At 44.1% G+C, this 13,119-nt stretch carries 15 protein-coding genes; 13 read left to right on the plus strand and 2 right to left on the minus strand.

Features of this window, described 5'->3' with window-relative positions; all coding sequences use genetic code 11:
• Positions 1-239 precede the first annotated feature (239 nt).
• Positions 240-668 (plus strand): nuclear transport factor 2 family protein, encoded by a 429-nt coding sequence (locus tag RIB15_RS05685; RefSeq protein ID WP_350201184.1) that lies wholly within the window; start codon positions 240-242, stop codon positions 666-668.
• 9 nt (positions 669-677) lie between these two features.
• Here the strand turns inward: RIB15_RS05685 and RIB15_RS05690 are convergent, their stop codons facing one another.
• Positions 678-1,097 (minus strand): CC0125/CC1285 family lipoprotein, encoded by a 420-nt coding sequence (locus tag RIB15_RS05690; RefSeq protein WP_350201185.1) that lies wholly within the window; start codon positions 1,095-1,097, stop codon positions 678-680.
• Between the two features lie 67 nt (positions 1,098-1,164).
• Entirely contained in the window at positions 1,165-1,512 is a 348-nt protein-coding gene (locus RIB15_RS05695; protein ID WP_350201186.1) for a hypothetical protein, read from the minus strand.
• A gap of 302 nt (positions 1,513-1,814) precedes the next feature.
• Here RIB15_RS05695 and RIB15_RS05700 point away from each other — a divergent pair, with 302 nt between their 5' ends.
• The 12 genes from RIB15_RS05700 (at position 1,815) to RIB15_RS05755 (ending at position 13,073) form a co-directional block, all read left to right on the plus strand.
• The gene (locus tag RIB15_RS05700; protein ID WP_350201187.1) at positions 1,815-2,108 is read left to right on the plus strand and encodes an ArsR/SmtB family transcription factor; all 294 of its coding nucleotides are present in this window, start codon (positions 1,815-1,817) and stop codon (positions 2,106-2,108) included.
• A 117-nt stretch (positions 2,109-2,225) separates the two neighbouring features.
• The gene (locus RIB15_RS05705; protein ID WP_350201188.1) at positions 2,226-3,434 is read left to right on the plus strand and encodes a serine hydrolase domain-containing protein; all 1,209 of its coding nucleotides are present in this window, start codon (positions 2,226-2,228) and stop codon (positions 3,432-3,434) included.
• A 67-nt stretch (positions 3,435-3,501) separates the two neighbouring features.
• Positions 3,502-4,149 (plus strand): NAD(P)H-binding protein, encoded by a 648-nt coding sequence (locus RIB15_RS05710; protein WP_350201189.1) that lies wholly within the window; start codon positions 3,502-3,504, stop codon positions 4,147-4,149.
• 87 nt (positions 4,150-4,236) lie between these two features.
• Complete coding sequence (locus tag RIB15_RS05715; RefSeq protein WP_350201190.1) at positions 4,237-4,665, plus strand: hypothetical protein; 429 nt, start codon at positions 4,237-4,239, stop codon at positions 4,663-4,665.
• Positions 4,662-5,261, plus strand: a complete 600-nt coding sequence (locus tag RIB15_RS05720; protein ID WP_350201191.1) for a hypothetical protein — start codon at positions 4,662-4,664, stop codon at positions 5,259-5,261. The genes RIB15_RS05715 and RIB15_RS05720 overlap by 4 nt, the downstream gene beginning before the upstream one ends.
• A gap of 12 nt (positions 5,262-5,273) precedes the next feature.
• Positions 5,274-6,569: a DUF4900 domain-containing protein gene (locus RIB15_RS05725; protein WP_350201192.1), complete on the plus strand. Its 1,296-nt coding sequence runs from the start codon at positions 5,274-5,276 to the stop codon at positions 6,567-6,569.
• A gap of 28 nt (positions 6,570-6,597) precedes the next feature.
• Positions 6,598-6,996, plus strand: a complete 399-nt coding sequence (locus RIB15_RS05730; RefSeq protein ID WP_350201193.1) for a hypothetical protein — start codon at positions 6,598-6,600, stop codon at positions 6,994-6,996.
• Between the two features lie 111 nt (positions 6,997-7,107).
• Complete coding sequence (locus tag RIB15_RS05735; protein WP_350201194.1) at positions 7,108-8,403, plus strand: amidohydrolase; 1,296 nt, start codon at positions 7,108-7,110, stop codon at positions 8,401-8,403.
• Between the two features lie 47 nt (positions 8,404-8,450).
• Entirely contained in the window at positions 8,451-9,524 is a 1,074-nt protein-coding gene (locus RIB15_RS05740; protein WP_350201195.1) for a serine hydrolase domain-containing protein, read from the plus strand.
• 70 nt (positions 9,525-9,594) lie between these two features.
• Positions 9,595-10,704, plus strand: coding sequence for a hypothetical protein (locus RIB15_RS05745; protein WP_350201196.1), 1,110 nt, complete (start codon positions 9,595-9,597; stop codon positions 10,702-10,704).
• A gap of 92 nt (positions 10,705-10,796) precedes the next feature.
• A complete protein-coding gene (locus RIB15_RS05750) occupies positions 10,797-12,659 on the plus strand; it encodes a glycoside hydrolase family 13 protein (RefSeq protein WP_350201197.1) in 1,863 nt (620 codons plus the stop codon).
• A gap of 60 nt (positions 12,660-12,719) precedes the next feature.
• Positions 12,720-13,073: a bleomycin resistance protein gene (locus RIB15_RS05755; protein ID WP_350201198.1), complete on the plus strand. Its 354-nt coding sequence runs from the start codon at positions 12,720-12,722 to the stop codon at positions 13,071-13,073.
• The last annotated feature ends 46 nt before the right edge of the window (positions 13,074-13,119 follow it).

Genomic DNA, 13,119 nt, shown 5'->3' on the forward strand with positions numbered 1-13,119 from the left:
CCGGCCTGTTTAAAAAACAGGTTCTCAAAACCTGGAATCGGGTATACCCAACGAATGCCCATTATAATTTTATGAAGGATTTTGCAGACTATCTGGGTGAGATGGACAGCCCTACTCATTACCTGTCAGAGGATGATCAGAAAATTCAGGCTACCACTCCGAAACCATAACCGCCCCCTTCCCGTAGTTCGCACATGACATAAAGAATCATCTAATCCCTATAAAACCTTGCAAGCGCCATGAAAAAACTTAGCCTGCTATTATTCTTATCACTGATCAGTGTTACTTCATTTGCCCAAACCGATTTAGAACTCATTCAGGAAACGCTTACTGATTACATAGAGGGAACCGCCAACGGAGAGCCCGATCGGTTGCAGAAAGCTTTTCATCCCGACTTTAATTTATATACCGTGATTGGTGACGACAGCCTCAGAGTTTGGGACGGACAGGATTACATTTCCAGGTTTCAACAAGGACGAAAAAGCAATCGCATCGGCAGAATAATTTCAATTGATCATGAAAACAACGCAGCAACAGCCAAAGTAGAAATCGTGATGCCAAATCGCGGTGTCTACATCGACTACTTTTTGCTGTTAAAGCTGAAAGAAGGGTGGAAAATCATCCATAAGACTTATACAGGAAGGGATTTTTACGGATCTAAAGAGTGAGCCTCTTAATTATCTATCCCGCAGATAGATACCCGCATTAATTGCTTTTTGGCGGCCTTCGGGACTGATGTCTTTTTCATTAGCCATGAACATCAGAACTGATTTGGTGTGCTCTTCTTCCTTATTATAATCTTCAGTGGCCTCATTGTAGGTTAAATTCGTTTTCTTATCCGAGTCTTTATCAATAATTAAAAAGTAACTGTAACCATAAAACACTGTCAGCTCCGCACATCTTTTTAATAGCATGCGTTGCACATCCGTTGGCGAGGTATTTGCATTTCCTTTGAAGGAAACCAAAAAGCTTTGCTCTGAAAGTTGTTTCTCACTAAAACCATATCCCCTCCAGTTTGCTGGTTGGTAGGAAGTGGCACAACCGGCTATGAATAGAACGATTAAACACAGAGAAAAAGAAATTGACCGGTATTGCATAATGCTCCTCTATTTTCTTAAGGAGATATGAACTTTCCAGATCCTATGTAATTACATGTTTATGCGATCAGGAATTGAACTTTCTTGGCGTTTCCTGGATTAGTGATCCCGTAACGGTAGCAAGTCCACTCACTACCCCGCCCAAAACTCCCGTGATTAAGACAACCAGCAAAGGTGATCCTACCTGTAGCATTTCTGCAATACGCGTGGATAGAATTCCGTCGTTGGCAAAATGAATATATATCGCCTGCCCACCCCAAAGCAGAAATAATGCTAAAAACCCGAATGCAAATGAAGTGCCGGCATTCTTGTTGAACCACCATCCAAAAAATAAGCCCGGAAGTACAACGCTCCACCAGGGCAAAAACAGGTTCAGTAAAAAAGCAGTTACTAAAATTAAAACGGTAAGGAGCATGTCGTTCAGATTATTTCATTTCTGTGCCTCGGGAGTGTAGCAATTATTTCTGAAAACTTTCACTTTTTTCAGACCTTTGAATTCATCCCTGTTTCTGTTACAGCTTCACGATCTATCATCAAAAGTACTCTTCACCCCGACATTAATAAATTGCATGATTTGGGAAAAAGTCATCAATGAGAAAAGTTTAAAAACGGTTCTCCCGCCACTCTTGTGTAACTTTAAAGTTACTTTTATATTCATGTCACTGTAAAGCTTTATTCTTTTGCCAAAACACCCAAAAAAGACCAAGGAGTACGAATATGGACATTCCTGATTTAGATGTTTTCCAGGTAGTAGCAGACCCAACCCGTCGTAAGATCCTCGAAATTCTTACCGAAGGCCCGCATACCATTAACGCTCTTGCAGAAAATTTTGACATAAGCAGACCGGCTGTATCCAAGCACATCTGGATTTTGGAAGACACCGGCTTTATTAACATCACAAAAGAAGGAAGAGAGCGTCACTGCTCTTTGCATACCGATGGATTTCTGGAAGTACAGCGCTGGCTTAGTTTCTTTACGGATTTCTGGAGAACTAAAATAAACAACTCTTAAACATCTTCGGGTAAGTAAATTAAAAGGTGCAGGTACAAGGTAAAGGTGTACAGACTTTAACTTGGTATTAAACGTCATTTTTGTAGATTCGAGCTTTACCTAAATCAACAAAAGATTATGCGCCGGTTATTAATACTTCTACTGCTAATTGTATCTACATCTGCACTTCAAGCCCAAACCTACTATCCCGGCTCATGGGGTGATTGGGAGAAACGATCCCCGGAAGAAGTCGGATTAAATGCAGATAAGATCCAGGAAGCTATCGAATACGCACAGGCTGAAGAGTCTGATAATCCGCGCAGTATGGAAGAAAATCACTACGGCACCTTTGGGCGCGAACCGTTTGGTGATGGCATTGGACCTTTCAAAGATCGCGGGCCTCAGACCGGTATCATTATTAAAAACGGCTACATCATCGCCGAATGGGGCGACCCGTTTCGGGTGGATATGACTCACAGCGTAACCAAGAGCTTTCTGACTACAACAGTAGGTGTTGCTTACGACCGCGGGCTGATCCGGAATGTTGACGACAAAGTTGACCCATATATGGCCCCCATCTATTTCATGGAATGGGACAACAATCAAAACAAAGCCGACCAGTTTAAAGAATCTAAAGTATTTCAGCCCTTCAAAGGGGAGCACAACTCTAAAATCACCTGGAATCATCTTCTTCGTCAAACTTCTGATTGGAAAGGAACGCTCTGGGGCAAACCTGACTGGGCTGACCGGCCTTCAGGAGAACGATCGGAATGGATGACTCGTGACCGTTTTGAACCGGGAACTGAATGGGAATACAATGATGTACGTGTAAACCTTTTAGCTTTGGCCGCAATGAATGTACTTAGAGAGCCTCTTCCCAAAGTACTTCGGGAAGAAGTGATGGACAAAATTGGAGCCTCCCCAACCTGGCGTTGGATGGGTTACAAAAATTCCTGGGTTATTATTGATGGACAACAAATGCAGGCCGTAAGTGGCGGTGGCCACTGGGGCGGAGGCATGTTTATTAGCGCTCGCGATCAGGCAAGATTTGGATTGCTGACCTTAAGAAACGGAAAGTGGAAAGGGGAGCAGGTCATCTCTGAAGAATGGAATAAAATGGCTCAGTCTCCCACCGAAGCTAACACCAATTATGGTTTCATGAATTGGTTTCTGAACGTTAACAAAGATAGGATACCGAGTGCGCCTACTACCGCCTTTTTCCACCTTGGCGCCGGAACCAACATGGTATATGTAGATCAGGAAAATGACCTGGTTATTGTAGCCCGATGGATTAAGGGCAGTGCAATGGATGGAGTGGTTAGTCGGGTATTGGATGCAGTAGAATAAAAAAGTGATCTCGTGATAAGGAGATTTTTTAAACCTAATCGCTACACTATATCACGGCTTAAATATTATGAATAAAACAGCGATCGTTATTGGTGCTACCGGGCTGGTAGGCTCTCATATTTTGAACCAACTTCTGGAAAATGATGATTATGCTTCTGTGAAAGTCTTTCACCGGCGAAGTACAGGTATTGATCACCCCAAGCTGAAAGAGCATATTGTAAAGTTTGAAGAAATTGAAGATTGGAAAAAACAGCTTACCGGCGATGAGCTTTATTCTGCTTTGGGGACTACTATTAAACAGGCTGGAAGTCAGGAAAGGCAATACACCATAGACTTTACCTATCAATATGAAACCGCCAAAGCCGCTGCCAAAAATGGCGTAGCGAAGTTTTCCCTGGTATCATCAGCCGGGGCTAATGCTGAATCACGTGCATTCTACACTAAACTAAAGGGAGAATTGGATGAAGCCGTAAAGGAACTCCCCTTTGAAGTGATCACCATCTTACGCCCTTCTTTTTTGGATGGAGCCCGACAGGAAGACCGGCTTGGAGAATCAATCGGAATTTTACTTGCCAAGATGTTCACTAAAATTCCCGGACTTAAAAAATACCGGCCCATCTTTGCCGGCAAGGTTGCGGAAGGAATGATCAACTCTTTGAAGAAATGCCCTCCCGGCTATCATATCTTCGAGTTGGACGAGATTTTTTATTTGTAGCATACATTAAGAAAAACTAACGCTTTCCCAGCAATCCTGCCAAAAATCATCATCGTATGTATAGCCAAACAAACTTTAGCTATACCGATGACCGACTACTCCGATATTATTTACTTGATGGCAGCGATGCTGCTTTTTTCTCTGATGTCCACCAACATATCCAAAAGCTTCCTGGCTGCTTCAAATAGTATGGTCACTGCCGGAACTGAAAACCGATCCATCGCCCTTGCTCAGGACGAAATTGAACAGGTAAAACTGCTGAGCCGGGATAAAGAGAATCATTTAAAAGATGGACACAGCGATTACATATTCGCTGGCTATCCCAAAAACAAAACCAATGTATATGGTTCTGAGAACCAGTATGAAGAAACCTTTCGGATTGAAGCTGACTCTGAGCTAATCCAAGAAACCGACCCTCTTCTAAACCGATACCTGGTTACGGTTAGGGTGACCAATGCCGTCAAGGATTATAACTCTGAAGCTACACTTGTGTTCATTAAATCCTTTGAGAGATGAACCTGAATATCTTTACTAGTTTCGTGATAGGCGGGCTCTTTCTGCTCACACTGCTGGCTTTCAATAGCTTTGTTTTTAACTCGGCTGTTGAAACAACGACCGGGGTTATGACTGAGAATTCTTTTGACACTATTGTTGAAATCCTTCAGAATGATATAAACAGGCTAGGATATAACACCGGCACAGCCGACAATATTATGACTATGACGGAAGTGACTTTCGAATTTAAGGGCGATATATACGATGAAGACGGAATTGGTACCGTAGCCGACTACAACACCGTAGAATGGCATCTCACCTCCAACAAAGCAACTTCAACTGAAAACCCTGATGATTATACCCTCATCCGCACTTTTGATCCTGATCCTTTTTTTAGCGGAGACAGTGAAGAACTCACCTTCAACGTCACTCACCTGGAATTTAAATATCTGGATGCCAACGGTAGCGAAACAAACGATCCCGAGCTTGTAAAACAAATTTCTATTGAACTGGTACATGAGTCAAAAAACTCTTACTACGTCAGCACCAAGGGGGCTGAAAAATATTACCGCTCGGTGTGGAACCGAACCATTGTACCTAACAACCTAACTTTTTAAGAACCTGCTTTTATGGGACGATCCATGTTAATTTTAGTGGCCGGGTTTATGATTATCGCCGGAGTTATCACAAACTCAAATAATCGCCGAGCTATGATGCTGCCGCAGAAATCTGCGCAGAACATCAGCGAAGCACAGGCTAAAAATTCGGCCGTAAGTATGATCAAAATGGGCATCGAGAAAATCACCATTGATAATGAATGGGATGGAGAGATTTCGGACGTGAGTTCTCTGCCGGGTTCAGCTTACCTCGAACTGTACGACTCGGAAAGCTCCTCTTATCCCGAAGGAATCTCTATAGGGCAAGGTGGCTGGGACGGGTATAAAGTACTTCTTTACAGCGAGGCTACCTACGGAAACTACACCGCCATTGTTGAGGTAATGATGCGTCGGGATTCCTATTCCAAGTATTCCTATTTCTCGGATGAAGAGCGAAGCAGTTTGTTAGGCAACTCAGAAATCTACTTCTACTCATCGGATGTCATTTCCGGCCCTATTCACACCAACGGTACATTTAGAATATCCGGAACACCCACCTTTTTTGGACACGTTTCGAGCCCAAATATGTGGCAGAGCCGAAGTTTATTTGGCGACAACCCCGATTTCCGAAGCACCACGGATTTTAACTCCCCGGAACGCCCACTCCCAACTCAAGCCCAGATTAATGACCTAAAGAGTGCAGCCACCGCAACCGGCTTAACTTTTACCAATCAAATTGACGTGACTTTTCAAGATGACGGCTCCGTTTCTATTTCAGAGTACGATGAAGCTGCGGAAGTTTGGTTACCGGCTCAGGAATATGAAGCATCCGAACACAATGGGATTATTTCCACCACCAAAAAGGCTTTGGTTAAAGGAATGGTTGCCGGTCCATTAACCCTGCACTCTGAAGATGACATCGAGATTATGGGTGACCTCGAATATTACGACGATCCACGGAATAATGAGGTGTCTGCTGACCTGCTTGGTTTGGTGAGTGAAAAAGACGTAATTCTTGACAGAGAAGCTCATCGGTATAAAGGTTCCGCGGATGTAAGCCTTCACGCCTCCATTATGGCCATGGGGGCATCTTTTCGTGTTGAGAACTACAGCTCGGGCGGCTACAGAGGTAAAATAAATTTACTGGGCGGCATCATTCAAAAGAACCGGGGGCCGGTTGGCACCTTTGGCGGATTATTCGGAGACACCGGATTCTCAAAAAATTATGAGTATGACACCCGTCTCCGATATTCAATCCCTCCATACTTCCCACGCGAAAGTGTGTTCTCCATATTATCCTGGAAAGACCGTGTAATCGTTAAAAACTAACCTTTCTTATCAAATAAACCTCGCTTTCATGTATAAAAAAAGCATCAAATTTATTCTTGTACTGCTTCTATCCATCTCTGGTTTTGTCGCGGCAACAGCTCAAACCACCGTTACTTTTAACCTTGATATGAGAAGAGCCCTGCAGGACAGTCTCTTCATCCCTTCAACCGACAAAGTAGTTCTGGTGGGAGATGTTCGGCCTTTGAATGAAATCAATAAAATTTACCTCCGGGATGAAGAACCCATCGACAGCATTTTTACAGCCGAGGTAACATTCAGGCGTTACCTGGATGGAGATCTGGTTACTTACAATTTTGTGCTGGATACCCAATCTAAAAAGTTTGAAGAACCCCGATCGCGTTCACTCAGGTTATCCGGTAATGAGATAATTTTACCACCCCTGCAATTTGGAGCAACTGCCTGGTAAAACCCTTTTTCTTGTCATTCATTAAAACCCTCTTGCGGAGGGTTTTTTTATTTTTGAAAGTGTTGGGTATTGGTTACAATCGGATACATTATTAACTAGTCTATTATCCGTATGAAAAAAGCATGCTCACTGATTGTCCTATTCCTTTTTACCCTTACCGCTTTTGCACAATCAAATCAGCTGAAAAAAATAATCGATAAGCGTGCAGATGAAATTGAACAGCAGGTCATCGAGTGGCGCCGGCATTTTCATGAAAACCCGGAATTATCTAATCGTGAGTTCGAAACATCAGCGTATATCGCTGAATTCCTGAGAGAACTCGGGCTTGAAGTTGAAACGGGGGTGGCACATACCGGCGTGGTTGCTCTTTTGGAAGGCAGTCAGCCGGGACCGGTCATAGCTTTACGGGCCGACATGGACGCCCTGCCCGTCACCGAACGCACTGATGTTCCCTTTAAATCGGTTGCAACCGGAATGTATCAGGGAAAGGAAGTGGGAGTAATGCATGCCTGTGGACACGATACCCACATGGCTATTTTGATGGGTGTGGCGAAAATACTCACCGAAATGAAAGACGACCTTAAAGGTACCGTTAAGTTTATCTTCCAACCCGCTGAGGAAGGGGCTCCACAGGGTGAAGAAGGCGGCGGGGAGTTGATGGTGAAAGAGGGGGTGCTCAAAAACCCAGATGTAGATGTAATCTTTGGGTTACATATCAATGATGCCACTCCGGTTGGCACTATTCGCTATCGCCCGGAAGGAATTATGGCCAGTGTTAACAGCTTCAGCCTCGACATAAAAGGAAAACAAGCCCATGGCTCGGCTCCCTGGAATGGTGTTGACCCGATTGTTACCGCAGCTCAAATCATCAATAATGCACAAACCATCGTCAGCCGAAATATGGAGCTCACCAAACAAGCTGCCGTAGTAACTTTTGGCGTGATTGAAGGGGGCGTTCGTCACAACATCATCCCGGAAAGTATTCATCTTGAAGGGACCATCCGCGCTTTAGATAAAGATATGCGTCAGCTTATTTTTAAACGGCTGGAAACTATCGTTCAGAATACAGCTGAAAGCAACGGCGCTGAAGCTACCCTGACCATTCACAAAGGCTATCCTATCACCTACAACGATCCGGAATTAACAGCAATGATGGCGCCCACCCTGGAAGAAGTTGCCGGAAAAGAAAATGCTGTGATCATGGATGCGATCACAGGAGCTGAAGATTTCTCCTTCTTCCAGAAAGAAGTGCCCGGCTTATATTTCTTTGTAGGTGGAAAAGCTCCCAATCGTGAAGCAGCCGGACATCACACCCCGGATTTCTACATCGATGAAAGCGGAATGAAACTGGGTGTACGGGCCATGAGTAATCTGGTGATAGACTATATGAATTCCGCCGGCCGGTAAGCTGTTTAAATAGCCGAATAATACTAATCTCAATTTCATGATTAATTATGCAAAAGCGATTTAGTTTTCTGATTCTGTTTTCATTCATTACTCTGACTGTTTTTGGCCAGGAAGTAGCTGTTCAGGATGATATTACTGAAGCCAAGGAGTTAGTAGAATCTTATTACTACGAAAATAATATCCCTGGCATGAGTGTGAGTGTATATCGGAACGGGGAAATTATTTGGTCTCGGGGATATGGTTATTCGGATCTTTCAACCCAAACCCCAATTGATCCTGATGAAACGTTATTTCGGGTAGGCAGTGTATCCAAAACCTACACTGCGGCCGCTGTTGGCTTGCTGTACCAGCAGGGTAAAATGGATCTGGACGAATCAATTCACACCTATGTGCCAGAGTTTCCGGAAAAGAAATACGACTTTACCGTAGAGCAGGTGGCAGGTCATCTCACTGGAGTCAGGCACTATCGGGACAATGAGTTTATAAGTACCGTTCGATACAACACCGTGACAGCCGGGCTCGAAATTTTTAAGGAAGATACGCTATTATTTGAGCCGGGCACTTCCTACTCTTATTCCAGCTATGGATGGAATCTGGTCAGCGCTGCTGTTGAAGGAGCTTCTGATGAAGAGTTTATTCCTTTTATGGAGACCGAAGTTTTTCAGCCTTTAGGCATGACAAACACTATGCCTGATTACGCCTACCGTGAAATTCCGGCACGAACCAAGTTTTACATTTACGAAAACGGCGAAAACAAGGAGGCCCCCTATGTGGACAACAGTTATAAGTGGGCCGGCGGCGGATTTCTCTCTACCACCGAAGACATGATCAAGTTTGGAGAAGCACATCTTTCTGACGACTTCCTGAATCAGGAAACGAAGAATCGGTTAATGAAACCCCTCGAAACTGATGATGGGGAATCCACCAACTACGGCATTGGCTGGTCAACCATGGAAATTGATAGCACCGTTTGGAAAGGTCATAGCGGAGGATCGGTTGGCGGAAGCACCATGTTTTTGATGAACCTCGAAAATAAAGTTATCATCGCCTTTGCGATCAATCGTTCAAGTGCGCCAATGAACGACCTGAGAGATGAGCTGGCAAGGATTTTTATTGAATAACCTCTGCGGTTAAACCTTTTATAACAGAGTTCGTGTAAGTCCCGATACTCTATTAAATCGGGACTTTTTTATGACACCAGATAATAATCGGACTTCTCTTCAATCATTTCTTTTTCGCTTTGTGAGCGTATATCTGCTTTTATACATCCTGCCAGTTGTATGGTTAGCTGCTTTGCTGGGTGTAATTGAACCAGATGAACTTCAGCTTTCTCAACAAAAGCTTTTGATCATCAGGCTTGGACTCAGTTTAGCCGGCGCAACTATTTGGCATTTTTTTAGTCGGCAAGGCTCACCGCATTCTTCTCAGGTTTATTTGCTTAAATTAGGCATCAGATCATTGCTCTTCATAAACATGATGGTTTATGGACTTGCCAAAGTAGCTATGATTCAGTTTTCCGGGCCAACCCTTGAGCGCCTGATTATGCCGGTAGGTGAACTTAGCCCAATGGGGCTTCTTTGGACCTTCATGGGATATTCAGGCGTTTATCAAATTTTTGCCGGGCTGATGGAAGTCGCCGGAGGATTTTTTCTATTATTCCGGAAGACAACAACACTTGGTGCGTTGCTCATTGCTGGGGTTATGTCGAATGTAGCACTTATGAATTTTACGTTTGATGTCCCCGTTAAAAACCTCGCGACACATTTATTTGTCTTTTCCCTGATTCTTGCTGCTTTTGACTACAAGCGGATTCTGAATGTTTTTGTGTTCAACAAAGAGACCGAAGCCCGGGTTTTCGAGCCTCCAATTCAATCTTTATGGTTTTTAAACCTAACTAAATGGGTAAAAAGAACCATGGTTACCGCCGTTATTCTTGGTTTTGTGATAAGCACTGTGCTTCCATTCACTCCATTTCTAAATCCACCCAAACCGGAACTTTTTGGGATTTATAAAGTCACTACTCAGGAGCCTTCATTCAGAGAAAATGCCTGGCAATACCTTGTGATAGACTATAATAATCTCGCCTACATCCGATACGACCATAACTCTAAACCTTATTCAATTTCCATAAATCAGGAAGACCTGGAAATTACTCTAAAGCCTCGGGGAACTGGAAGTGAGCGTATTTTCAACTATGAATTGGATGGCGGCAATCTGAATCTTATTGAAATCTATGAAGCAGACACTCTGCATTACGGATTAACCAGAGTTGATGAGCAGATTTTCCGACTTACACAATAATCCGGCTCTCCATGTAAGCATTTATATGAGAAAATGTGTGAACTGATCTTTATTATAGTTGGCGTTGGCACTAAGTAAAGATCCTATTCATCATGAAGAAAGTTTATACCCTTTTTCTGTTCCTGTTCTTTTTATCAATTGTAGCCCGGGCTCAGACTCCAAAAGAAATCCAGATTGTGGACCCGCCTTTTTGGTGGATTGAAATGCCGGTGAATGAACTTCAGCTTCAGCTGTACGGAGAAGAGCTTGGCCACTATCGCGCTTCGGTTGAATATCCCGGGGTAAAAATTACCCGTCAGGATGCCGTTGATTCCCCCAACTACTTATTCCTGTATTTTGAAATTTCTGAGCAGGCCCAAGCCGGAACTATGTCTATTACCCTAAGCAGAGAAGGGAAAAGTATCACCCTGAATTACGAGTTAAAAACCCGCGAATCTGACGAAGGCAGGCATCAGGGTTTTGATGCCTCAGATGTAATCTACCTCATGATGCCCGACCGGTTTGCCAATGGAGATCCAACCAATGATACTATTGAAGGCATGCTGGAAGCCGCTGATCGCTCCGACCCCGAACGCAGGCAGGGAGGAGACATACAGGGAGTGATAGATCACCTGGACTATATTAAAGATTTGGGCATGACGGCCATCTGGTTCACCCCTATTATCGAAAATGATATGGCCGCTGAATATGGTGCTTATCACGGATATGCTGCCACCGACCTGTATCGTGTTGACCGTCGTTATGGAAGCAATGAGGAATACAAAAAGCTGGTGGAAGAAGCCCATAAAAAAGACATGAAAGTGATCATGGATATGATTCACAATCATATTGGCGACCGGCACTGGTGGATGAACGACTTACCCACTTCCGACTGGGTGCATGATATCGAAAAGTATGGAACCACGAATTTCCGCGGAGCCGTGGCCTCCGATCCTTATGCCTCGAAATATGACTCTGATAAATTGATGAACGGGTGGTTTGTAAAAGAGATGCCCGACCTGAATCAAAAGAATAAATTGCTGGCTGATTACCTCATTCAAAATACCCTCTGGTGGATTGAGTATTCCGGAATCGATGGCATCCGCATGGATACCTATGTATATCCCGACCAGCAGTATATGGCTCGATGGGCAAAGGAAGTACTGGAAGCTTATCCGGATTTTAATATTGTGGGAGAGTCGTGGGTGAATACCGTTCCTGCCGAAGCCTACTGGCAATATGACGAACCCGGCGTGGATGACGGCTATGATTCAAATCTCCCCAGCGTAACCGATTTTCAAATTGCCAACGCCATTCGGCAGGCTTTTAACGAAGACTTTGGCTGGCTGAACGGACTCAGTAAATTGTATTACGTACTCTCTCAGGATTTTATATATGCCGACCCCATGCTGAACGTTAACTTCCTGGATAATCACGATATGGGGCGCATTTATGAAACGGTGGGGAAGGATGAAGACTACTTCAAAATGGCTTATGCTTTTTTGATGACCACGCGAGGAATTCCACAGGTGTATTACGGAACCGAGCTGATGATGGCTCACGAAAACCGGGGAGGCGATGACGAAGGCTGGCGACAAACCATGCCCGGTGGCTGGCCCGATGACGACCGTAGCGTATTTACCAAAGAAGGGCGTACCGACAAGGAGAATGAGATTATGGATTATATAACCAAGCTAACCCAATGGCGGAAAGCTGCCGTAGCGATTCACGAAGGCAAACTTGTCCATTTTGTTCCTGAAAATAATACCTATGTCTATTTCCGGGTTCACGAAGAGCAAACCGTAATGATAGTTATGAACGCGAACGACGAGCCTTATACATTTAACCGCACTCGTTTTGCCGAAATCCTAAATGGTTTTGACCGTGGGGTCAATGTAGTTTCGGGAGAAGAAATAGACGTGACGGGTGATTTTGAAGTGCAGGGCAAAACGACTGCGATTTGGGAGTTAAGGTAAGTAACTCTTTTCCTTGTAATGACGTAGTAGATTGAGACACCACAAATCAAATCCAAAATCATGACCAAGTTCAAAACAGCCGGGCCGGTTTTAGCCTCTCTCGATATTCCTGTTTCGGTTCAGTTTTATGAGGAGACGTTGGGTTTTCGAAGGACCTTTTGTGATGAAGGATACGGTATTGTGGTCCGTGACCAGATTCCTATTCACTTCTGGCACTGTGACGATGAGATCTTCCCAAAAAACACCAGCTGTTATATTTATTTGGAATCTGGAGTAGAGGAGCTATTCGAAGAATATGAGCCACAAGGAGTGATTCACCCCAACAGCAAACTGGAAGATCATCCCTGGGGCATGCGTGAATTTGCCATCCTTGACAATTTCGGCAACCTGATTCGATTTGGACAACAGATTTAACCTTCCTGCCAACTCAGAGCGTCAGGCACAAAACTAAATAAGTCCC

Origin of the sequence: Gracilimonas sp., from assembly GCF_040218225.1 — a bacterium.
Taxonomy (GTDB): domain Bacteria; phylum Bacteroidota; class Rhodothermia; order Balneolales; family Balneolaceae; genus Gracilimonas.

Coding starts and splice junctions, on each gene's coding strand:
- RIB15_RS05735 (WP_350201194.1), top strand. CDS start 7,108: ATGAAAAAAGCATGCTCACTGATTGTCCTATTCCTTTTTACCCTTACC.
- RIB15_RS05720 (WP_350201191.1), top strand. CDS start 4,662: ATGAACCTGAATATCTTTACTAGTTTCGTGATAGGCGGGCTCTTTCTG.
- RIB15_RS05740 (WP_350201195.1), top strand. CDS start 8,451: ATGCAAAAGCGATTTAGTTTTCTGATTCTGTTTTCATTCATTACTCTG.
- RIB15_RS05695 (WP_350201186.1), bottom strand. CDS start 1,512: ATGCTCCTTACCGTTTTAATTTTAGTAACTGCTTTTTTACTGAACCTG.
- RIB15_RS05725 (WP_350201192.1), top strand. CDS start 5,274: ATGGGACGATCCATGTTAATTTTAGTGGCCGGGTTTATGATTATCGCC.
- RIB15_RS05685 (WP_350201184.1), top strand. CDS start 240: ATGAAAAAACTTAGCCTGCTATTATTCTTATCACTGATCAGTGTTACT.
- RIB15_RS05755 (WP_350201198.1), top strand. CDS start 12,720: ATGACCAAGTTCAAAACAGCCGGGCCGGTTTTAGCCTCTCTCGATATT.
- RIB15_RS05690 (WP_350201185.1), bottom strand. CDS start 1,097: ATGCAATACCGGTCAATTTCTTTTTCTCTGTGTTTAATCGTTCTATTC.
- RIB15_RS05745 (WP_350201196.1), top strand. CDS start 9,595: ATGACACCAGATAATAATCGGACTTCTCTTCAATCATTTCTTTTTCGC.
- RIB15_RS05750 (WP_350201197.1), top strand. CDS start 10,797: ATGAAGAAAGTTTATACCCTTTTTCTGTTCCTGTTCTTTTTATCAATT.
- RIB15_RS05700 (WP_350201187.1), top strand. CDS start 1,815: ATGGACATTCCTGATTTAGATGTTTTCCAGGTAGTAGCAGACCCAACC.
- RIB15_RS05730 (WP_350201193.1), top strand. CDS start 6,598: ATGTATAAAAAAAGCATCAAATTTATTCTTGTACTGCTTCTATCCATC.
- RIB15_RS05710 (WP_350201189.1), top strand. CDS start 3,502: ATGAATAAAACAGCGATCGTTATTGGTGCTACCGGGCTGGTAGGCTCT.
- RIB15_RS05705 (WP_350201188.1), top strand. CDS start 2,226: ATGCGCCGGTTATTAATACTTCTACTGCTAATTGTATCTACATCTGCA.
- RIB15_RS05715 (WP_350201190.1), top strand. CDS start 4,237: ATGACCGACTACTCCGATATTATTTACTTGATGGCAGCGATGCTGCTT.